Below are 21,395 nucleotides of genomic sequence, written 5' to 3' on the forward strand. Positions count from 1 at the left end.
CAACAGCGGCTTGATCCGCGATCGACGAGGTCCCATGCCATCAACTCTTTTTTCCAAATTCAAGATGCGCGATCTGGAACTGGCCAACCGCATCGTTGTCTCGCCGATGGGGCAGTATTCCGGCGACAATGGTAACGCGACCGAATGGCACATGATGCATCTCGGCCATTTGGCCGTATCGGGCGCGGGCCTGTTGATCACGGAAGCGACGGCTGTCAATCCGCAAGGCCGGCTGAGCAAGACCGATCTTGGACTTTACTCGGACGAAAACGAAGCTGCGCTGGAGCACGTGATCGGATTTTGCCGCCGAAACGGCGGCGCCAAGCTCGGCATTCAACTCTATCATGGCGGTCGCAAGAGTTCGATTACGACGGCATGGGAAGGGCAGAAGGCAATCCCGATCGACAAGGGAGGCTGGGTCACCTACAGCGCGACGGATACGCCCTATCCCGGCCGCAATATCCCGGAAGCGCTGGATGAGGCCGGTATCCAACGCGAGATCGCTGCTTTCGTGAAAGCTGCCGAGCGCGCCAACCGCATCGGTTTCGATATGATCGAAATCCACGGCGCCCACGGTTATCTTATTCATAATTTTCTCTCGCCATTCAGCAATACCCGAACCGACGGCTATGGCGGGTCGTTGCAGGGCCGCATGCGCTTTCCGATCGAGATCTACGAGGCTATTCGCAAGGTCTGGCCGGATCACAAGCCGCTTGGCATGCGCATATCTGCCACCGATTGGGTGGAAGGCGGCTGGACGCTCGACGACAGCGTCGTGTTGGCCAAGGAATTGAAAAAACGCGGCTGCGATTACATCACGGCTTCGAGTGGCGGCTCGGTTCCCGAGCAGCAGCTTCAGGTCGGGCCGGGCTATCAGGTGCCGTTTGCCGAAAAGATACGGCGCGAATCCGGGATGACGACGATGGCGGTCGGTCTCATCACCGAGGCACGTCAGGCGGAAGAGATCGTGGCCAGCGGTCAGGCTGACATGGTCGCGCTTGGCCGCGGCATGCTGTTCAATCCGCGCTGGCCGTGGCATGCCGCGATGGAACTGGGTGAACAGGTGTACTATCCGCCGCAGTACGAGCGCTCGCATCCGAAGATGCGCGCCGGCGACTTCCTCAAGCCTCGTGCAGAAAAATAAAAGTCCTCAGCCGCGAACGATCAGAGCGTCGACGGCGATCACGCCCTGATCCTTTCTGCCGACGATCAGCGGGTTGAGTTCGGCTTCGGTGATCCGGCTGCCGGCAAGCTGCGCCAGCCTCGACCATGCGCTGACGGCTTTGGCCAGCGCCGGCAGGTCGCCTTCCGGCAGGTTTCGATAGCCGCGCAGCGGCGCCAGGCCGCGAACCTGCTCGATCATCGCGCGCGCGCCGTCGACACTGATGGGGGCCAACGCCACCACCACATCGCGATATATTTCCGCCAGCACGCCGCCGACCCCGACCGTGATGGTGGGACCGATCCGCGGATCGACACGGTAACCGACCAGAACTTCGGCGAGGCCACGGCGCATCTCCTGGATGACGAAGCCTTGAAGCCGCGCATCCGGGCGGCGCTGTTTCACGGTGTCGCGCATCTGCCGCAAACCGGCCCGCAACGCGTCGAGATCGGCGACATTGAGCAGCACGCCGCCGGCTTCGGTTTTGTGCGCGATATCGGGCGAGACGATTTTGACCGCCACGGGGAACTGCAATCCAGCCAGCAGCCGGTCGAGATCCGCTTGGCTGACGTCGATCATGATCTCGACCGAACGCGCCTGAGCAATGCCAAACTCATCCAGCAATATTGTTGTTTCGTTGGCGATCCCGGCTCGCTGGGCAATGGCGGTAAGTGCCTTGCTGGCGGCTAGCGCCGGCGGGACCCCATGCACCGGTGCCTGCCAGTTGAAATAAGCGCGCATTGCATCCGCACAGGCCTCGGGTGTGCGGAACACCGCGATCGATGCATCGGTCAGCAAGCGCGAAGATTCTTCCGCATGAGGGGTCAGAAACACCGCTACCGGCTTCGCTGTTGCCTTGGCGCGCTCGATGATCGGCAGCACGGCGCGGTCGGGCCGGAATTGCGATGACGAGCCGACCACGGTTATGACCGCGTCATTGTCCGGCGAGGCCATCACGGCGTCCATGACGCCGCCAAAGACCCTGGGATTGGTGCCTGCCAGCGTCAGGTCGATCAGCGGCGAATCCGATATATGGATGTTATCGACTGCGAGGCTTTCCATGACTGCGGGGCTTGGGCCGGTTACGGCGATGCCGCGCAGGCCGAGATTATCGACCAGCAATGCGCCGCCGCCGCCGGTCGTGCCCATGACAGTGACGCGTCCCCGCGCGGCCGGCTTTCGGCCGATGACCAGCGGCGCCATTTCAATGAGCGTTTCCAGCATATCGACACGGATCACGCCGTTTTCGCGAAGGAAAGCTTCGATGGCCGCGTTATTGCCGGCGATGGCGCCGGTATGTGACGCCGCCAGTTGATTTCCGATGGCGCTACGTCCGAGCAGGAAAGCGATAATCGGCTTGTTGGCCGCATAGGCGCGGCGCGCCATCGCGGAAAATGCCTGGGGATCGCGGATCGTCTCCAGGAACAGCAGGATCGCGTGCGTGTCCGGATCATCGACGAGCAAGTCGCCCAACTCGCCGATCCCGAGGTCCGCTTCGTTGCCGACCGATACCATCTTGGCAAAGCTCAATCCGCGACTCTGGCCGCGCGACAACAGCGAGCCGAGCAGGCTGCCGCTCTGCGACAGTAGCGAGATATGTCCGGTCAGCAGCTTCGGTGTTTCAAGGGCTTCGTTGGCCGATATGGCCACGCTCTGATTGGTATTGATGACGCCGAGGCAGTTGGGCCCGAGAATGCGCATGCCCGTGCTTTGCGCACGTTCGAAGATGTCTTGCTGGCGCAGCCGGCCGGCGTCCCCGGTTTCGGCGAAGCCGGCACTGAGGATGGTCGCGCACCGCACGCCGTTGGCGGCGCATTGCGATACCGCTTCCGGCACCAGTTTTGCGGGCAACATGATGAAGGCGTGATCGACGCGGTGCGGAATGAGATCGGCGGAAGGGTAGGACGTCTCCCCGAAGATCTCCCGGTGGGTCGGATTGACCGGAAAGATCTTGCCGGTGTAGCCATGCTTGCGCAGATAACGTTGCGGCAGCGACGTATGCTTGTTGACGTCGCCTGATGCGCCGATGAGGGCAATGCTCTCGGGTGCGAATAACGCCTTTGCGAGTTCCGCGCCAACATTCGCGGCCTTGATCTCTTTGTCCACTTCGAATTCCTGGTTTCGAGCTATTCCGCTTCAGTCCCGACCGGAGCGTCAGCGCCCCTTGAAATTGGCTTTGCGCTTTTCGAGGAACGCGGAGATTCCTTCCTGCTTGTCCTCGGTGCCGTAAATCGTCGAGACCAGGAAGGTTTCGAATTCCAGGCCAGAGGCGAGATCCATCTGCATTCCCCGGCGCACGGCGCGCTTGACCAGCGCAAGACTGAGCGGAGCGCGTGTCGCATAGAGTTCGACCATCTTTTTGGCTTCGGCCAGTGCCCCGCCTTTGGCAGTCAGGCGATTGATCAGGCCCATGCGATAGGCGTCTTCCGCCGAAAATGGCTCTGCTGCGAACAGGATTTCGAGCGCATAGGCTTCGCCGACAACGCGCGGCAGGCGTTGCGTACCGCCGGCGCCGGCAACCGTGCCGATGCGCGCACTGGTGATGGCGTAGGTGGATCCGGTTGCGCCGACCCGCAGGTCGCAAGCCAGCACCAGTTCGCAGCCGCCCGTCATGCAGAAGCCCTCGATCGCGGCAATTACCGGCTTCTTCGACACCTCCAGCGCATCGCAAACCCGGTGCCAGCGGCGGAAATAGTCCATGCCCTGTTCGGCGGTCTTGACCTGCAATGCCTCGTTGAGGTCGGCTCCGGCGGCAAAATAGTCGTTTCCGCCGGTGATGATGATGCCGCGCACTTCGGCGTCGTTATCCAGCGCCGCCATGGCGTCGATCAGTTCGTCCATCATTTCGGTGCTGATCGCGTTGCGGACTTTCGGCCGGTTCAACGTGATGACACAGGCGGGGCCGGATTTTTCGATACCAAGCGTGTTATAGGCTTTCACAGCATTGCTCCCTGATGCTTTCTTCTTGGTTTACGCCGATCGCCGAGGGCCATCGCAGCCGGCCTGCCTTTGGATTCAAACCAGGGGGCAGGGCACGTCTTGCGACGGCAATTGACGCCCCCATGCGGACAGGAATAATCTACGAAATGAAACTGGGTTCGTCTAGCGAAATCAGGCCAGTCTGACATTGGCTTTGACCGCCGGATGAGTTCGAATACCTCTGGCGGCTTTTGCGTCCCAAGGAGGAGCGCGGTCGCACGGATCGGGAAGGAAGCAAATATGGAACCGTTCGCAAAAGACCGTGTCGCACTGATTACAGGAGGTGCACGGGGCATCGGCTATGCCAGCGCCCGTAATCTATCGCGCGAGGGTGTGAGGGTCGCTATCGTCGATATCAACGGTGACCGGGTGAAGGAATCGGCGCACAAGCTGACCGAGGAAACCGGCACCCCGGCCATTGGCATCCAGGCTGACATCTCGCTTGAAAGCGACGTCGCCGGGATGGTCGCCGAGGCAAACGCAGCTTTCGGCAAGATCGACATTTTCCTCAACAGCGCGGCCATTCTTGCCGACAACCTGTTTCTGGATTCTACGCCAGCCGAATGGGATCGCATGTTCAAGATCTGCCTGACCGGGCCGATGCTGTGTCTGCGCGCGATTCTTCCCGGCATGGTGGAGCGCAATTATGGCCGCGTGGTCTGCATGGCGTCGGATTCGGCGCGGCTCGGCCAGGCGCGTCTGTCGTACTATGCGGCGGCCAAAGGCGGTGTCATTGCCTTGGTAAAGTCGGTCGCGCAGGAAGTCGGCCGGTCCGGCATCACGCTTAATGTCGTGTCGCCGGGCGCCACCAATACCGAATTGCGGCAAGAGCGCGAAGCATCGATGCTCAAGCAGATGGGACCGGAGAAATACGACCGCCGCGTCAAAACCGTTCTGAAGATGTATCCGGCCGGCCGGATCGGTGAGCCGGAAGATGCAGCCGCGATGATTACGTTCCTGCTCAGCGACCAGGCATCGTGGGTGACCGGCCAGGTCATCAGCGTGAATGGCGGATTTGTGATGGTATGATGCATCATGGAATTTGAACCCACCGAAGACCAGGCTTTGCTGGTCGATTCCGCGCGGCGCATGGTCGAGACGGAGATCAAGCCGATCCTCGATGGCAATCCGCACGATCGTCCGCTCAGCAAAGCGGAAATGCTGAAGATTTTCGCGGTGTTTGCCCGCGAGGGCCTGACGGCTCCGCGATTGGCGGTCGAAGCGGGTGGCTCGGGCCTGAAGATGCTCGACTACGGCATGATCTACGAACAATTGCCGCCGGTGGTCGCGATCTCGCTGCTGTCACACGAGGTGACGATCACGCGCATTCACGCTGAAAGCACGCAAGAGCAGCGCGACCGTTTCCTTCCCGATGCGATCGCCGGGCGCAAGATATGCTGCACCGGCTCTACGGAACCAGATACAGGGTCCGACCCGCGCGGCATCAAAACCCGGGTGGCCGAACGGAACGGAAAGCTGGTAATCAATGGCCGCAAGATGTGGATCACTAACGGCAGCATCAGCGATATCGCCGTCATCACCTGTATCGGCGCCGATCCAGCTGCGGCAGCCGGCCAAAGCCAGATGCGCCGCATCGCCATTGAGCGCAAGACGTCGCCCTATGAGGCGCGGGAGATTCCCTGCGTCGGCCTTCAGCAGGGCCACCTCGCTGAACTGCTGTTCGACGATGTCGCGGTGCCGGCGAATAACGCGCTCGGTTCAACCGGCGATGCCGCGCGGGTCTTGACGGTGACGTGGAACGTGAATCGGCCGCTGATGGGGCTAAGCGCCGTCCATCTGGCGCAACGGGCGCTCGATGCGGCGGTTGCCTATGCAGGAATGCGCAAGCAGTTCGGTCGCCTCATTGGCGGAAAGCAATTGGTGCAAGAGCGGCTGGCCGATATCGCGACCGCGGTCGAGACCAGCAGGCTACTTTGCTACAAGGCCCTGGCCGAAGTCGATCGCGGCGTTCGCAGCAACGGTCTGTCAGCAATGGCCAAGCGTTATGCGACCAACGCCTGTCTGCAGGCGATCTCGCTGGCGATGGGGGTGCACGGCGCGATGGGCATCAGCCGTGAAATGGGGATCGAACAATTTTTCCGAGACGCGCGGATGCTGGTCGTGCCGGACGGAACGAATGAAATCCTGGCCTTGATGATCGGCCGCGAACTGACCGGAATTGATGCTTTTCGGAGCTGATTGCGCGGATCAGGGGCGGGGCCGCGCGAACTGCGCGTTCGCTGCACCCAGTACCTCGATCGGCCGCAGTTCGTAGTTCCGCATGCGGGACAGCCTGAACGGCAGCTCAAGCAACGGCCACCGGCTATTGCCGGCATCCACCATGCGGATGAAGCTTCCCTGGCGTTGCTCCGACAGGCCAACTTCATCGACAGTGCGAACCGGCGCAGCAGGAATGTCGGCCTTCAGCAAGGCGCCGACGACCTCATCACGGTTTCGTATTCTGGCATCGATGTTAGCCTCCTTGAGGCAGGTCTCGATCGTGACGGCATCGCCGATGGCGGCGATCTCGCCGTCGCGGCACGGCAGGACCACATGCGGCGATCGGCTCTCGCTTCGCCAGGCGGTGTGGGTCAGCCAGACCACCACATCCTGCATCGCCAGATCGATGAAACTGCCATGACCACCGGTGGCGTCGCGTTGTTCCAGCATTGCCAGAATGCAAAAAAGTCCCATCATGCCGCCGGCGGCATCCGCAATCGAGATACCGATCTTGGTCGGTACATCGTCGGCGCGGGTGAGATCCATCAACCCATACATGGCCTGAACGACGGTGTCGAAAGCCGGGCGGCCGGGATACACCGAATCGGCACCGTAACCTGAGATAGCGCAGTAGACGAGTTTCGGATTGATCTTGCGCAGTTCGTCCCAGGAAAAGCCAAGGCGCGCCAGCGAACCCGGCTTCAGATTTTCGACCAGTACGTCCGAACTGCCGAGGAGATCAATAAAGACCTCCCGATCGGTAGGGTTGCGCAAATCGAGGGCCAGACTGCGTTTGTTAGTGTTGTTGAGCGTAAAGAAATAGCTCTCGCCATTGAGATGCGGTGGCCATGCGCGGGATGCTTCGCCTGTTACCGGCTCGATCTTGATCACTTCGGCGCCGAGCGAGGCCATATGTTTGGTCGCAAGCGGTGCAGTCGTGTACTGGCCGATTTCGAGTACTCTCAAGCCGGCGAGCGGCTTGACCTGGGAAGCATTGCCGTTCACCGCATGTTGTCTCTCAGGCAGGCTGCGAACGAAGTCACGATCGGCGTCGCGTGCAGGGAAATGGGATGCCGGCCGGCCGATGACGAGCGGCGGCCCTGGAATATCGACGTTCTCGCCGCTTTCTGGGTTGCGCAACCGGCGAACCATGCCGCGATGTTTGACATTCGGATCGAGCGACAGCGCATCGACCACGGCGATGGGACCAGCGGCGATATCGACACGCCCGAGTTTTTCGACCACGTCTTCCACTGTCCTGGCGCCGACCCATTGCTGGACGATGGCGTCAACGTCATCAACTCGCTTGACGCGATCGGCCAACCTGGCCAAGTCGCCCTTGGCCGCGAGTTCCGGAAGACCCATGACGCCGCACAGCCGCTTCCACTGTTCGTCATTGGCGGAACACAGCAATAGCCAGCCGTCGGACGCCTGATAGGCGTTCCAAGGTGCGCACATCGGATGCCGATTGCCGCCCCGCGGCGGGACTTTTCCCTCGAAATGAAACGGCAAGAACGTCACAAGCCCATTGATGCCGGTGCCATACATGCTGCATTCGACGTGCTGGCCGCCACCATGCATGCGCCGCACGCGAATCGCTGCTGCCACAGCCGCCGCGGCGTAGAGGCCCGATCCCAGATCCAGAATGGCGGCGTCGGACAGCGTCGCGGTGCCTTCAGCGGTTCCGGTTACCGCGGCGATGCCGGTCAACGCTTGCACGAGCTTGTCGTCCAATAGTTCTTCGTATGGTTGCCGCTCGGCGAGCGCGGTGATGTCGCAGACGATTTGATCGGCCCTTGCAGTCCAATCGACCGGAAGCTCACTGGGCAGGTCGCTGGAAACGAGTATGACGTCTGCCGCATCGAGCGCGTGCCGCAGCAGGAGCGCATCGGACGCATCGTCCTTGCGGATCACCAGGCTGCGCTTGCCGGCAACCGAGACGTTGCGGTTGATGTATTTTCCGATCGGTGGAAAGGCGTCTGGCTCGACGACAATGACAGTCGCGCCAGCCATGGCAAGCAACGAGCCGCAAGCCGCTGCCCCGATGCGGGCACCGATCTCCAGGACAATCAAGTCGTCGAATGGAAGAATCCTGGCCGAAGAGCTCATCGCAAAAGTTCCGCCCTGCAGAAACAGTTTTATCAAGTGAGATTACATAATTCATAGATCGTTTGTCTACTTTTGGCTGCGCTCCAAATCGCCGGGTGGTTGCGCTCGGCGTCCCCGACCCGGTCGTTCGCTTGCCGAACGTATCTTTCATGAGAGGCCGAATTTACGGGCGAGCGCCCCTTCGGCGCTCGCCCGCCGGATACGCACAGCGCGATGGATACCGCGCCGATCGTCTCGATCGTTCTACAAAATCGACAATGGAGTCTAACGATCGACTAATGACGTCCGGCCGTTGCGACCTTTTGAGTGTCCCAACAATGGATCTTAAGAGCACTCAAATTCCTGTTCCTGAATTTTAATTCCCTGTTCTTCAAACCATTTTCCCTGTTAAGCTGAGTAGGGAACTATTGAAAAAATGGCTCCAGTGCAGGGGATTTTCATCACAGGATCGGCCCCTTGGAGGCCGAAATCACGAAATTCCCTGTTAAGTTCCCTGATAACAGGGAATTTGCCCAGAGACGGGTTCGATCAGCACTGCGCCGCCAGCCAGGCAGCCCGCTGGAACTAACGGCTGTGAGATGGTAACTTCCCTGCGCATGAAAAAATCCGATATAATCTGCCTGAAATGCCACGCGGGCTACCGGCGCGTTGAGCTTGCGTCTCGCGGTAGGGCGGGTGAATTCCGGTGCTTGCTTTGCGACCAGGTTCTTGAGGTGTTCGATGGCTCACGAGAGATCGCGATCCGTCTAACAGTCCAACCAGAGAAAATCTTCGAATAGTACTCGAAGCTTTCTGTCACCATATTTCGCTTAAATTTGGCGCCTATGGCGGCGCGAGCGTTGATGGCTTCTAGCGACTGTCCCCGCTCTCACCTTACTGCCCGAGAGCGGAGATATTTCTACGATATCGATGCGGTGGCGGTTGAAGAGCAATCCGCTGTGAGAGTGGTCACGGCATAGAGACTAAGCATGGCGACCGGTTGGTCGCGAGATTGCCAGTTCGATATTCTCGAACGATCTGCGTCAACCGCCTATTTCTTCGAGGACGTAATCTCGAATGACGCGGAAGCGAGAATCGGCTCTGTCCTGGCGAAACAGGGCGAACCGGTCGATAGCAAGCTTGTGGAGACTCATGTCGGAGAATCGGCTTTTTAACATCGCCATCGCGTGCTCTCGCCGCTCGGCGTCGAGCCTGCCTGTTAGCGTCATGTGAAAGCGAAACTCTTCCATCACGTAAGGGTAGCCCCAGCGGTCGAGATAGTCTCGTTGTCTTGGCGTGAGCTTGGCCGGATTTCGCCTGATACGATCTTCCGGAGTCAGGGGAGCACGAAATGAATCGAATTCGCGCGTAACCTCGGCGGCAAGGTGCGTTAGGTCTGCCGAGGGCGAGGCCGGAATCACGGCAATGAAGCCATCGATGGAGTCCACAACGGGGTCAATGACCGGAATTTGCCGCGCCGTCGCGGCGAAGGTCTCGCAGGCCGCAGCGAGATCAGCCTCAGTCTTGCCGTCCGCGAGTGTCATCGGCGCTTTCAAGGTGGCGTGAAAGCCATATTTTCGCGGATCTGCCGTGATGTCCAGCCAGTCCGATCGGCTGAACGTTATGCCATCCGGAAAAGGCAGATCAGCCCCGTCATAAGCATCGTAGCCGAGTAGCTCCGTGCCAAAGCGGCCGAGTTCGCTGTCTCGCGCCGGCGCGTAATAGATTGCATAACGTGGATAGATTCCCATCGTCGCAGGATAGACCTCAATCACGCCATCGCAACCGTTTGGCGCGAGATTGCGGGCGATTGGATCAGGCGGCTCGCGTCCGTCAGATGGACCAGACGTCCCGCGGCGACGACCGCAACAATGCGAGGCCGCAGTTGGATTCTGTCATCGACAAGGACGATATCGGCGCGCTGGCCTTCCGCGAGCACGCCGCGATCGTCGAGGCCTGCCGCTTGCGCCGGCGCGGATGAGATCAGGTTCCAGGCCGCGAGCAACGGCAGCACGCCATCGGCGACCAGCCGGAAGGCCGCCAGCAATGGCGCGGGATAGTAGTAGTCGGATGCGAGCACCGAACACAGACCCTTGGCGATCATGTCGGACGTCTTGGTCCAGCCGGTGTGGCTGCCGCCGCGTACAACATTAGGTGCGCCGAACACGATGAAGTCGCCGGCCTCGGCGGCCTCGCGTGCGGTTTCCTCGTTGACCGGAAATTCCGCAATACCCACGCCCTGTGCGCGAAAATCCTTTCGCATGACCGGACTGTTGTCGTCATGCGAGAGCATCCGCACGTTGGCCTTAAGCGCTGCTTGCGCCAGCCTTGCAATCGATGCGGGCACTTGGTCCGCGCGGGAAACGATCCGCTCCACAAGGCGATCGAACGCTTCGCTCGAAAGCCCGCTCCGTTCCACCATGCGGCTGCGCTTGTGCGGCTTGGCGAGGCCTTCAACGGTCGAATCCATGTGGTCGTTGAAGGCGAACAGATCAATCCGTCCATCCGCAAGCCAGCCAGCGATCTCAGCCTCCGCATCGAGATTGTAGGTCTCGTGGCGGAGATGGAATCTGGTATCGGCGGCCAGTTGCGGCCGCATTGCCTCGATCGCCTCAAGCAATAGCCTGGCATTGTCCCCGCTGCGAAGGCCTGGCTCCCAGGACCATGTCGTGGCGTGATAGACCGTTGTAATCCCGTTGCTGATCGCTTGATGGTCGCTGTCGATCAGCGCCACGTCGACGGGAAAATCGACGCCAGCGCGGGGCATCATCTGCCGCTCGAAGGCATCGCCGTGCAGATCGACAATGCCTGGCAGAACCAACAAGTCACTTGCATCGATACCCAATGCGCCGTGGCCCTGATCCGATCCCACGGCGACGATATCGCGGCCGGAGACATGCAGCGAGGTTTCGGTGATCTCGCTTCCCAGATGCGTGCGGCCACCCTGGATAAGAAGATCAGTCACGACATTGCCCGTTCGGTGTGAGTGCGCTCGACACTATGTCCGGCCTCGTATTTCTCCAAAAAGGCGTCGATCTGAAGTTTCCGGAAATCGGGCAGCGCCCGGCGCAACGTTTCATGGTCCCACTCCCACCATGCCAGTTCGACGAGTCGGCTTGCGATCGCCTCAGGGAATCGCCGCTTGATCGGCCGCGCCGGGTTTCCGCCGACGATCGTGTAAGCAGAGACATCCTTGGTCACGATCGCCCCGGCCGCGATAACGGCGCCGGTGCCGACGCTGCGGCCCGGCAGCACGATCGCGCCGTGCCCGATCCACACATCATGGCCGACATGAACGTGGTGCGCCCTTCGCCATGCGAACAATTCGGCCTCGTCGTTCTCCTCCGGGAAATATCGGCTGGCACGATACGTGAAGTGCGCCTGCGAGGCGCGGTGCATCGGGTGGTTTCCCGGATTGATCCGCGTCATCGCCGCAATCGAGCAGAACTTTCCGATCGTGGTGTAGGCGATCTCGGAATCGTTGACGACATAAGAATAGTCGTCCATCGCCACTTCGAGCAGATTGGTTCGCGCGCCCACCTCGGTATAGGCGCCAAGCCTGCTTTCGCGCACCACCGCCGTTGGATCGATGGTCGGTTGAACGGAAAGCATCTTGCCGGCCATTTTGGCTCCATCAGGGACCGCTGGGGTTCAGCCGTCGCGCTGTCTTCGAGGGACTTGAAGACAATTACATGACAGGCGCGTGACAGGTGCGAACGGACATCGCAGATGTGGACGATCGTCGCACCGCAGCACGGCTGTCACACAACTGTTAAACGCCGGCGTTAGCGATTGAGACCTGACCTGCGCTTACTTGGCTTGCGCTTGGAGCATGGCATGCTGGTGGTAGATGGTTTGACGTGCCGCTTCGGCACAAAGGCCGCGGTAGACAATGCTTCGTTCGCAGTCCCGCCCGGTAGCTTTGTCGGCGTGATCGGCCGGTCCGGTGCAGGCAAGTCGACGCTGTTGCGGATGATCAATCGCCTCGCAGAGCCCACAGCAGGCCGTATCCTGTTCGAGGGCGTCGACGTCACGGCGCTGCGCGGGAGAGATTTGCGGCAGTGGCGTGCGCGCTCGGCGATGATCTTTCAGCAATTCAATCTGGTCGGCCGGCTCGATGTGCTGACCAATGTATTGATGGGGCGGCTTGCCGGCATCCCGTCATGGCGCTCGTTGATACAGCTTTGGCCGGAGGAAGACAAAGCGCTGGCATTGTCGGCGCTTGAACAATTCGATGTGGCCTCGCTTGCGGCGCAGCGCGCTGATCAACTGTCGGGCGGCCAACAACAACGCGTCGCCATCGCCCGCGCGCTGGTTCAGGAGCCGGATATTATCCTTGCCGACGAGCCGATCGCCTCGCTCGATCCGCGAAACACCCGGATCGTCATGGATGCGCTGCTGCGCATCAACAAGCATTTCGGGATTACCGTGCTTTGCAATCTGCACTCGCTCGATCTGGCGCGAAACTATTGCGACAGGCTGATCGGCATGTCCGCGGGCCGCGTGGTTTTCGACGGCGCACCGGCGGCGCTGACGGATCAAATTGCGCGCGAATTGTACGACCTCGAGGCCAATGAGGTGATGGGGTCGGCGTCCGAAGATGCGACGGCCGGTGTGGACGTGCCGGCCCTTGGAGCCGCCGAGGCGGCCTGAAGAATTCTTATTCCTGACAGCGTTACGCAAAATCCGATTGCGCGACTTTAACTTATCAAGAGGACGTCATGATCAACCGTCGAATTCTTCTCACCGGCGCTGCGGCGCTGGCGTTTTCCGCAACTGCGGCGTCTGCGGACGACTGGAAAGCCAAATACCCTGAAATCACCTTCGCGGTGATTCCGGCTGAAAACGGTTCCGGTGTCACCGAGCGATTTACTCCCTTTGTGAATTATCTCTCGAAGGAACTCGGCATCAAGGTGACGCTGCGTGTCGCTAATGACTATGCCGCCGTGATCGAAGGCCAGCGCGCCGGCAACATCCACATTGGCTATTACGGCCCCGCGTCATTTGCGCGCGCCCGCCTGACCGGCGTCAAGACCGACGCCTTCGTGATCGACGTCAACAGCGACGGCTCCAAGGGCTATTATTCGGTATTCTACGTGCTCGCCAAAAGCCCGTACCAGAAGCTGGAAGACCTGAAGGGCAAGAATCTCGGCCTGGTCGATCCCAATTCGACCTCCGGCAACAACATGCCGCGCTTCAAGATGAACCAGATGGGCATCGATCCCGACACCTATTTCTCGCAGGTCGTCTTTACCGGCAGCCATGAAAACGCGGTGCTGGCGCTGGCGCAGGGGACGGTCGACGTCGCCGCCAACTTCTGGAATAACGACGACGATTCCAACCTGACCCGCATGCTCGCCAAGAACATGGTCAAGTCGAGCGACGGCACCCCGCTGAAGAAGGAAGATTTCCGCATCATCCTGAAATCCGACATCATCATCAACTCACCCTATGCTTACCTCAGCGACCTTCCCGAGGACATGAAGGCAGCGATCAAGCAGGCGTTCCTCGACGTGCCTCAGAAGGACGCTGACGCCTTCAAGAAGCTCTCCGACGGCAAGAACCTGCCGTGGCAGCCGGTCGCCAATGATGACTACAACAAGACCATCGAGCTGATCAAATTCGTCGATCGTCTGCGCAAGAAGGCGTCCTGATCGCAAGGTCAGCAACTCTAGCCGGGTCGATGGACCCGGCTATTTTATTTGTTCGATGCTCTCAAGATTGAGCCGCCAAGATTGAACTGCCAAGATTGAACCGACATGGCCGTCGCCGTTCCCATTCTTCCCAGCCAGCAGCTTGCCGCGCTGAACGACGCCTATCGCAAGGCGGTCGCGAAAAAGCGCCTGCGCCTGACGCTGGGAATGGCGGTATTCTTTGCCGCGCTGGTGGCCGCTTCGATCGGGGCGGAAGTGAACCTGCGCACGCTGTTCACTTATTTCGGCCATTTCGTCAGCTATTTCGATCGTATCCTCACGCTGGAGGACGGAACCCGGGTCTGGACCAATGTCGGCGAATGGCTGTGGGGCTGGCGCAAATGGTCGCTGTTGCTGGGCGAGACCATCTTGATCAGCTATGTCGGGACGCTGTTCGGCGCCTTGCTGGCCTTTGCGCTCAATTTCCTCGCGGCCGAAAACACCTCGCCGGCGCCCTGGTTGCGTTTCGTCATCAAGCGCCTGCTGGAATTCTGCCGTACCGTTCCGGGTATCGTGTTCGCGCTGATCTTTGTGATCGCGTTTGGTCTGGGTCCGATGGCCGGCGTGCTGGCGATCGCGCTGCATTCGATCGGCGCGCTCGCCAAGCAGTATGCCGAAATGGTCGAGAACATCGACATGAAACCGGTCGAGGGTGTGCGTTCCACCGGCGCGAGCTGGCTGTCGTGCATGCGTTTTGCGGTGCTGCCGCAGGTTGCCGCCGGATTCGCCAGCTACACGCTGCTGCGCTTTGAGATCAACGTGCGCGAAGCCTCGGTCATGGGCTTCGTCGGTGCCGGCGGGATCGGCACCGAGCTTGTGATGGCGGTGCGCAAGTTCTATTACTCCGACGTCAGCGCCATCCTGCTGATGATCGTGCTCACGGTGTTTGCGATCGATATCGGGACCGGATGGGTGCGCGAACGCCTGCTCGGCAAAGATCGCCGCGCATGAGCAAATTACCCGCGGCCCAAACCACCGAACTGCGTGCGCGTTACCCGCAGGTGTTCGACCGCCCGGTTTCGGCGCGGCTGGCCACGCCTGTGATGCTGCTGGCGGCCATCGCGATCTTCGTGTTCGGCCTGGTTCATCTCGGCTTCTCGCCGGCGCGGATGCTGGGCGGCATGCATCAGCTCGGCTGGATCTCGATGATGATGTTGCCGCCGGATCCCGGCTCCTCGCTGCCGCTCTATCTGAAGGCGCTCGGCGAAACCCTCTCGATCGCGCTATTGGGCACCACGCTGGCGGCGGTTCTCTCGCTCCCGGTCAGCCTGCTGGCGGCCAAGAACATCGTGCCGTCGAATATCTTCCGCTTTCCGGTGCGCCGGTTCTTCGACGCGATCCGCGGCGTCGATACGCTGATCTGGGCGCTGGTCTGGATCAACGTCGTCGGCCTCGGCCCGTTCGCCGGGGTGCTGGCGATCGCGACCTCGGATTTCGGCGCCTTCGGCAAATTGTTTTCGGAAGCGATCGAGGGTGCCGACCGCAAGCAGGTCGAAGGCATCAGGGCCTCCGGCGGCAATGCGCTGCATGAAATCCGCTTCGGCCTGCTGCCGCAGGTACTGCCGGTTATCGCCGGGCAGGTGCTGTACTTCATCGAATCCAACACCCGTTCGGCCACCATCATCGGCATTGTCGGCGCGGGCGGCATCGGCCTGCAACTGGCCGAACAGATCCGGGTGCTGGAATGGCAGAAGGTGTCGTTCCTGATCCTGATGATCCTGGTCGCGGTCGCGGCGATCGACTGGATTTCCAGCAAGCTACGGTTTGCGATTATCGGCCGTCGCGCGGTGGCGTGACGCCGCGAAAATGCGCTAGCCGTTCTCGACCACGAATTCGATCCGCTCGGCGGCAAAACGCGAGCGCTTGGTCACCAGCGGCTTGCCGTCGATATCGACGTCGGTGCTGTCGACCACCAGCACCGGACGGCCCAAGGCCAGATCGAGCCGCGCAGCGTCGGCAGCGTCGGCAATGGCGGCGGTGATCCTGGTGGTTCCGCGGCGATAATCGCGCACGCCGTAATGCGCGAGCAGCTTGGTCATCGAGCGCGTGGCGCCGAAGACGCGTCCAGCGTCCGGAAAGCGGGCGGCTGCCAGCCAACTGGTGCTGACGCAAATCGGTGTGCGATCGGCGAGCCGCAGCGCCTCGATCCGGATCAGGGCCGCGCCGGTCTTTAGTCCCAATTCCCGCGCCAGCTCCTTGGTGGCGACATCTTCCGAGGCGTCGATCAACTGGCCGCGCGGTTCCTGGCCGCCGGCGCCGACGATCTCGGAAAACCGCGTGCGCGAACGCAAGGGGTAGGCGAGGCGGGGCGCCTCCACATAGGTGCCGCTGCCGCGCTCGGCGCGCACGAAGCCACGCTCGGCCAGGGTCGCCAGCGCGCGGCGAACCGTGTGGCGATTGACCCGGTAAATCTCGGCGATTTCGGTTTCACCGGGCAGCTTGTCGCCGGCCGCATAGGTTCCGTTGGCGATACCGCGCTCGATACCGTCGGCCACCTGCCGCCATAACGCCACGCCTGAGGCGCTGTCCTGCATTGTCATCGTCTGCGCACCGAAAAGTCGGGGAAGGGCTTCGTAAAATTCTTGGCCCTGTCACCAAACAGTCATGGCGTTGGATTATCAAGTTGTCTAGTATCATAGACAACTTGATTCCGGCAAGCGGCAAGGTCGATACGATGGCGGTGGACCACACAGACAATCAGGCGCGGCGCCAGGCGGCCATGGCCGTGCTGGCGCATGCGGACGCCGCCGACATTGCCGCGGCGCTCGATGCGCTGGACCTGCCGGTGCATGAAAACCTGCGCGAACCGGAAAACGGTCTCGTGATGGTGCGGGGCCGCACTGGCGGTGATGGTGCGCCGTTCAATCTCGGCGAAGCCACGGTTTCGCGTGCCGCGGTGCGGCTTGCGACCGGCGAACTCGGGTTCGGCTACACGCTCGGCCGCGACCGGCAGAAGGCGCGGATGATCGCGCTGTGCGACGCGCTGATCCAGAGCGCCGATCACGCCGATACGATCGAGACCAACGTTCTGGCGCCACTGCGTGCCGCGACCGCCGTTCAACGCAATCACAGAGCGGCGCAGACCGCAGCAACGCGTGTGGATTTCTACACGATGGTGCGTGGGGAGGGCTGAAGATGACGACATTGGCCGAATTGCCCGCAGGCTTCGCCGACAAGGTGTTGTCGTCGCAAACGACCTTCCGTTCCGTCATGGACGCGATGGCGCGTCCCGGCAGCGTGCAGACAATCACGGCGGCTGCCGGGACCCCCGGGACGATGATGCGCGGCACGGCAGCGATCGCGTTGACCTTGTTCGATCATGACACGCCGATCTGGCTCGATCCCGTGATGTCCGAAACCTCGGATGTGGCCAGATGGCTTAAATTCCATACCAGCGCGCCGGTGATCCAGGATTCTTCGATCTGCCATTTTGCCCTGATCGGTGCCCCCTCGGCACTGCCCGGTTTCGACCGTTTTTCGTTCGGCAGCAATGAATATCCCGACCGTTCGACCACGCTGATCCTGCAGGTCGAGAGCCTGACGCAGGGACCCACTCTCGAATTGCGCGGTCCCGGCATCGATGGTGTGGCGACCTTGCAGGCCACGTTTGCGCCGTCGGATCTGTTCGAACGGCTCTCCATCAATGCCGCGTTGTTCCCGCGTGGCATCGATGTCGTGCTGGTTCATGACGACGCGATTGTCGCGATACCGCGCACCACGCGGCTGGCTGCCAAGGGAGATTAGCCGATGTATGTCGCGGTCAAGGGCGGCGAGCGCGCCATCGAGAACGCCCATCGGCTGCTGGCGCATGAGCGTCGTGGTGATCAGAACGTTGCAGAAGTCTCGCTGGCGCAGATCTCCGAACAGCTCAGCCTCGGCGTCGATCGGGTGATGACCGAAGGTTCGCTGTATGACCGCGAACTGGCCGCGCTGGCCATCAAGCAGGCCCGCGGCGACATGATCGAGGCAATCTTCCTGCTTCGCGCGTTCCGCGCCACGCTGCCACGGTTCGGCGCCACCGAGCCGGTCGATACCGGCCGGATGACCGTGCGGCGGCGGATTTCGTCGACCTTCAAGGACATCCCAGGCGGCCAGATTCTCGGCCCCACTTTCGACTACACCCACCGGCTGCTCGATCCGCAACTGGCCGGGGTCTCCACGCCCGAGGCGCCTGCGACCGCGGAACCGTCAGCGGCGACGATGCCGCGTGTCACCGACATTCTCGGTCGTGATGGCCTGATCGAATCTTCGCCGCAAGCCGATGCGGACTTGCCGGTCGGGGATCTGACCCGCGATCCCCTGAGCTTTCCGGCCGGTCGCGATCTACGACTGCAGAATCTCGCACGCGCTGACGAAGGGTTCTTGCTGGCGCTCGGATATTCATCGCAGCGCGGCTATGGCCGCAACCATCCTTTCGCGGGCGAAATCAGGCTCGGCGAGGTCGAGGTCGAATTCATGGCCGAAGACGTCGGCTTCGCGGTCCCGCTTGGCGCGATCACGCTGACCGAATGCCAGATGGTCAACCAGTTCAAGGGCTCGGCCACCGAGGCCCCGTGTTTTACCCGCGGCTATGGTCTCGCGTTCGGGCAGAGCGAGCGCAAGACCATGTCGATGGCGCTGGTGGACCGCGCGCTCCGCGCCCGCGAATTGGGTGAAGAAATCATGGCACCGGCGCAGGACGAGGAATTCGTGATGTCGCATTCCGACAATGTGCAGGCGACTGGCTTCGTCGAGCATCTCAAGCTGCCGCATTATGTCGACTTCCAGTCCGAACTCGGGCTGCTGCGCAAGCTGCGCAAGGAATTCAGCGACAATGCTGCAGAAATATCGCCGCCGCTGCAGGAGGCCGCCGAATGAACGCGCCGGCTTACAATTTCGCCTATCTCGACGAGCAGACCAAGCGGATGATCCGCCGCGCGATCCTCAAGGCGATCGCGATCCCCGGCTATCAAGTGCCGTTCGCCAGCCGCGAAATGCCGATGCCTTATGGATGGGGCACCGGCGGCGTGCAGGTGACCGCCGCGATCCTCGGTCCCGACGACGTGTTGAAGGTGATCGACCAGGGTTCTGACGACACCACCAACGCGATCTCGATCCGCAAGTTCTTTGCCAAGACCGCCGGCGTCGCGACCACCACGAGCACCGCCGATGCCACCGTGATCCAGACCCGGCACCGGGTCCCCGAGGCGCCGCTGCATGCCGGACAGGTGCTGGTCTATCAGGTGCCGATCCCGGAACCGCTACGCTTCCTCGAGCCGCGCGAGACTGAGACCCGCCGCATGCACGCGCTCGGTGAATATGGCTTGATGCATGTCAAGCTCTACGAGGACATTGCCCGCTTCGGCCATATCGCGACGTCCTACGCCTATCCGGTCAAGGTCAATGCGCGCTACGTGATGGACCCGTCGCCGACGCCGAAATTCGACAACCCGAAGATGGACAATTGCGCGGCGCTGCAATTGTTCGGCGCCGGTCGCGAAAAGCGCATCTACGCGATCCCGCCGCATACCTCGGTGGTATCCTTGGATTTCGAGGATCATCCGTTCACGCGCTACCGTTTTGACGCCCCGTGCGCGCTGTGCGGCAGCGGCGATTCCTATCTCGACGAGATCGTCACCGACGATCAGGGCAGCCGGATGTTCGTCTGTTCCGACACGGATTTTTGCGAAAGCCGGCAGGCCCAGGGTCATCGCGGCAGCGAAAGTGCGGCTCCCCACCGGGAGAAGCTACATGGCTGAGCACAACGACATGATTCAGGACAATGACAGGCCGTTGCTGGTCGCCGAAGGCCTGGGCAAATCCTACGGCCGGCTCGTCGCATGCCGCGACGTGTCCTTTGCGCTTTATCCCGGCGAAGTGCTGGCGATCGTCGGCGAATCCGGTTCGGGCAAATCGACGCTGCTGCAATTGTTGTCGGCGCAGCTCGCGCCCAGCGCCGGGCATGTCTCGTACCGGATGCGCGACGGGGTGATGCGCGACCTTTCTGCGCTGGGCGAAGCCGAGCGGCGATTCCTGTTTCGCACCGACTGGGGCTATGTCCATCAAGACCCAGCGATGGGCCTGCGGATGGCGGTGTCGGCCGGCGCCAATGTTGGCGAGCGGCTGATGGCTGTGGGGTGGAATCACTACGGCCGGATCCGCGATACCGCGTCGTCCTGGCTGGAGCGCGTCGAGATCGGCCTCGATCGCATCGACGATGCGCCGAAAACCTATTCCGGCGGCATGCGCCAGCGGCTGCAGATCGCCCGCAATCTGGTTACCGAGCCGCGGCTGATGTTCATGGACGAGCCGACCGGCGGCCTCGATGTCTCGGTGCAGGCGCGCCTGTTGGATCTGATGCGCAATCTGGTCAGTGAACTCGGACTGGCCGCGATCGTGGTCACCCATGATCTGGCGGTGGCGCGGCTGTTGTCGCACCGGGTGATGGTGATGAAGGGCGGTCGTGTGATCGAAACCGGGCTGACCGACCAGGTGCTCGACGATCCCCGCGAGCCCTATACGCAGCTTCTGGTTTCCTCGATTTTGCCGGCGTGAGCACCAACATGACTGCAATGATCGACATCAAGGACGCGCAAAAGACCTTCATCATGCATCTGCAGGGTGGGGTGGAATTGCCCGTGGTGAGCGGCGTCTCGTTTCACGTCGACCAAGGCGAATGCGTTGTGCTGGCAGGGCCCTCGGGCGCCGGCAAATCCTCGATCCTGAAGATGATCTTCGGCAATTACCGCTGCGACGGCGGCCGCATCGGTATCCGCCATGAAGGGACGCAGATCGATCTGGCCACGGCCGAGCCGCGGCAGGTGCTGCGCGCGCGCCGCGCCACCATCGGCTATGTCAGCCAATTCCTGCGCGCGGTGCCGCGCGTAGCGACCATCGACGTGGTGGCCGAGCCCCTGATCGTCAACGGCATGGCGCGGCCGGAGGCGCAGGCCAAGGCCGGCGCGCTGCTGCGCCGGCTCAACATTCCCGAACGATTGTGGGCGCTGCCGCCCTCGACTTTTTCCGGCGGCGAACAGCAGCGGGTCAACATCGCGCGCGGCTTCATTTCCGATCTTCCGATTTTGTTGCTGGACGAGCCAACCGCGTCGCTCGACGCCGCCAACCGTGCGGTCGTGGTCGAGCTGATCGACCAGAAGAAACACCAGGGTGTTGCCATGGTCGCCATCGTCCATGACGACGACATCCGAAACCTGATCGCCGACCGGATTGTCGACGTGACCTCGTTTGCATCGGCCAATTGAAGAAAGACAATT

General features: G+C 61.5%; 20 protein-coding genes. 13 read left to right on the plus strand and 7 right to left on the minus strand.

Annotation, left to right across the window (positions count from 1 at the left end; genetic code table 11):
• The first annotated feature begins 34 nt into the window (after window positions 1-34).
• Window positions 35-1,144, plus strand: a complete 1,110-nt coding sequence (locus tag HB676_RS03465) for an NADH:flavin oxidoreductase/NADH oxidase (protein ID WP_213736276.1) — start codon at window positions 35-37, stop codon at window positions 1,142-1,144.
• Between the two features lie 6 nt (window positions 1,145-1,150).
• On the opposite strand, the gene HB676_RS03470 is transcribed toward HB676_RS03465, so the two are convergent.
• Both HB676_RS03470 and HB676_RS03475 read right to left on the minus strand, forming a co-directional pair.
• Entirely contained in the window at window positions 1,151-3,268 is a 2,118-nt protein-coding gene (locus HB676_RS03470) for an acetate--CoA ligase family protein (RefSeq protein ID WP_213736277.1), read from the minus strand.
• Between the two features lie 48 nt (window positions 3,269-3,316).
• Window positions 3,317-4,102 carry an enoyl-CoA hydratase/isomerase family protein gene (locus HB676_RS03475; RefSeq protein WP_213736278.1) on the minus strand — a complete coding sequence of 262 codons (786 nt, stop codon included), beginning with the start codon at window positions 4,100-4,102 and terminating at the stop codon, window positions 3,317-3,319.
• A gap of 279 nt (window positions 4,103-4,381) precedes the next feature.
• On the opposite strand from HB676_RS03475, the gene HB676_RS03480 reads away from it, so the two are divergent.
• The gene (locus tag HB676_RS03480) at window positions 4,382-5,170 is read left to right on the plus strand and encodes an SDR family oxidoreductase (protein ID WP_213736279.1); all 789 of its coding nucleotides are present in this window, start codon (window positions 4,382-4,384) and stop codon (window positions 5,168-5,170) included.
• Between the two features lie 6 nt (window positions 5,171-5,176).
• Window positions 5,177-6,340, plus strand: a complete 1,164-nt coding sequence (locus tag HB676_RS03485) for an acyl-CoA dehydrogenase family protein (RefSeq protein ID WP_213736280.1) — start codon at window positions 5,177-5,179, stop codon at window positions 6,338-6,340.
• Between the two features lie 9 nt (window positions 6,341-6,349).
• Here the strand turns inward: HB676_RS03485 and HB676_RS03490 are convergent, their stop codons facing one another.
• The 4 genes from HB676_RS03490 to HB676_RS03505 all read right to left on the minus strand — a co-directional run bounded on the left by HB676_RS03490 (window position 6,350) and on the right by HB676_RS03505 (window position 12,073).
• Complete coding sequence (locus tag HB676_RS03490) at window positions 6,350-8,470, minus strand: CoA transferase (protein WP_213736281.1); 2,121 nt, start codon at window positions 8,468-8,470, stop codon at window positions 6,350-6,352.
• Window positions 8,471-9,492: 1,022 nt separating this feature from the next.
• Window positions 9,493-10,200 (minus strand): DUF1045 domain-containing protein, encoded by a 708-nt coding sequence (locus tag HB676_RS03495; protein WP_213736591.1) that lies wholly within the window; start codon window positions 10,198-10,200, stop codon window positions 9,493-9,495.
• Window positions 10,201-10,220: 20 nt separating this feature from the next.
• Window positions 10,221-11,414, minus strand: coding sequence for an alpha-D-ribose 1-methylphosphonate 5-triphosphate diphosphatase (locus tag HB676_RS03500; protein WP_213736282.1), 1,194 nt, complete (start codon window positions 11,412-11,414; stop codon window positions 10,221-10,223).
• On the minus strand, window positions 11,411-12,073 hold the full coding sequence (locus tag HB676_RS03505; RefSeq protein WP_213736283.1) for a chloramphenicol acetyltransferase: 663 nt from the start codon (window positions 12,071-12,073) through the stop codon (window positions 11,411-11,413). The genes HB676_RS03500 and HB676_RS03505 overlap by 4 nt, the downstream gene beginning before the upstream one ends.
• A 213-nt stretch (window positions 12,074-12,286) precedes the next feature.
• Between HB676_RS03505 and phnC the strand changes: the two genes are divergently transcribed.
• The 4 genes from phnC to phnE (HB676_RS03525) all read left to right on the plus strand — a co-directional run bounded on the left by phnC (window position 12,287) and on the right by phnE (HB676_RS03525) (window position 15,938).
• The gene (gene phnC / locus HB676_RS03510; protein ID WP_213736284.1) at window positions 12,287-13,102 is read left to right on the plus strand and encodes a phosphonate ABC transporter ATP-binding protein; all 816 of its coding nucleotides are present in this window, start codon (window positions 12,287-12,289) and stop codon (window positions 13,100-13,102) included.
• Window positions 13,103-13,170: 68 nt separating this feature from the next.
• The gene (gene phnD, locus HB676_RS03515) at window positions 13,171-14,103 is read left to right on the plus strand and encodes a phosphonate ABC transporter substrate-binding protein (RefSeq protein ID WP_213736285.1); all 933 of its coding nucleotides are present in this window, start codon (window positions 13,171-13,173) and stop codon (window positions 14,101-14,103) included.
• Window positions 14,104-14,208: 105 nt separating this feature from the next.
• Window positions 14,209-15,093: a phosphonate ABC transporter, permease protein PhnE gene (phnE, locus tag HB676_RS03520; protein ID WP_213736286.1), complete on the plus strand. Its 885-nt coding sequence runs from the start codon at window positions 14,209-14,211 to the stop codon at window positions 15,091-15,093.
• Window positions 15,090-15,938 (plus strand): phosphonate ABC transporter, permease protein PhnE, encoded by an 849-nt coding sequence (gene phnE, locus HB676_RS03525; RefSeq protein ID WP_213736287.1) that lies wholly within the window; start codon window positions 15,090-15,092, stop codon window positions 15,936-15,938. The genes phnE (HB676_RS03520) and phnE (HB676_RS03525) overlap by 4 nt, the downstream gene beginning before the upstream one ends.
• A 15-nt stretch (window positions 15,939-15,953) precedes the next feature.
• Here the strand turns inward: phnE (HB676_RS03525) and phnF are convergent, their stop codons facing one another.
• Complete coding sequence (gene phnF, locus HB676_RS03530) at window positions 15,954-16,682, minus strand: phosphonate metabolism transcriptional regulator PhnF (RefSeq protein ID WP_213736288.1); 729 nt, start codon at window positions 16,680-16,682, stop codon at window positions 15,954-15,956.
• 134 nt (window positions 16,683-16,816) lie between these two features.
• Between phnF and phnG the strand changes: the two genes are divergently transcribed.
• The 6 genes from phnG to phnL are packed head-to-tail and all read left to right on the plus strand — an operon-like array spanning window position 16,817 to window position 21,383.
• Entirely contained in the window at window positions 16,817-17,275 is a 459-nt protein-coding gene (gene phnG, locus HB676_RS03535; protein ID WP_213736592.1) for a phosphonate C-P lyase system protein PhnG, read from the plus strand.
• A 2-nt stretch (window positions 17,276-17,277) separates the two neighbouring features.
• A complete protein-coding gene (gene phnH / locus HB676_RS03540) occupies window positions 17,278-17,886 on the plus strand; it encodes a phosphonate C-P lyase system protein PhnH (protein WP_213736289.1) in 609 nt (202 codons plus the stop codon).
• Between the two features lie 3 nt (window positions 17,887-17,889).
• Entirely contained in the window at window positions 17,890-18,999 is a 1,110-nt protein-coding gene (locus tag HB676_RS03545) for a carbon-phosphorus lyase complex subunit PhnI (RefSeq protein ID WP_213736290.1), read from the plus strand.
• Window positions 18,996-19,880, plus strand: coding sequence for an alpha-D-ribose 1-methylphosphonate 5-phosphate C-P-lyase PhnJ (locus tag HB676_RS03550; RefSeq protein WP_213736291.1), 885 nt, complete (start codon window positions 18,996-18,998; stop codon window positions 19,878-19,880). The genes HB676_RS03545 and HB676_RS03550 overlap by 4 nt, the downstream gene beginning before the upstream one ends.
• Entirely contained in the window at window positions 19,873-20,676 is an 804-nt protein-coding gene (phnK, locus tag HB676_RS03555) for a phosphonate C-P lyase system protein PhnK (protein ID WP_213736292.1), read from the plus strand. The genes HB676_RS03550 and phnK overlap by 8 nt, the downstream gene beginning before the upstream one ends.
• An 8-nt stretch (window positions 20,677-20,684) precedes the next feature.
• Window positions 20,685-21,383, plus strand: a complete 699-nt coding sequence (gene phnL, locus HB676_RS03560; protein ID WP_213736293.1) for a phosphonate C-P lyase system protein PhnL — start codon at window positions 20,685-20,687, stop codon at window positions 21,381-21,383.
• The last annotated feature ends 12 nt before the right edge of the window (window positions 21,384-21,395 follow it).

This window comes from Bradyrhizobium sp. dw_411 (assembly GCF_018449695.1).
Lineage (GTDB): Bacteria > Pseudomonadota > Alphaproteobacteria > Rhizobiales > Xanthobacteraceae > Bradyrhizobium.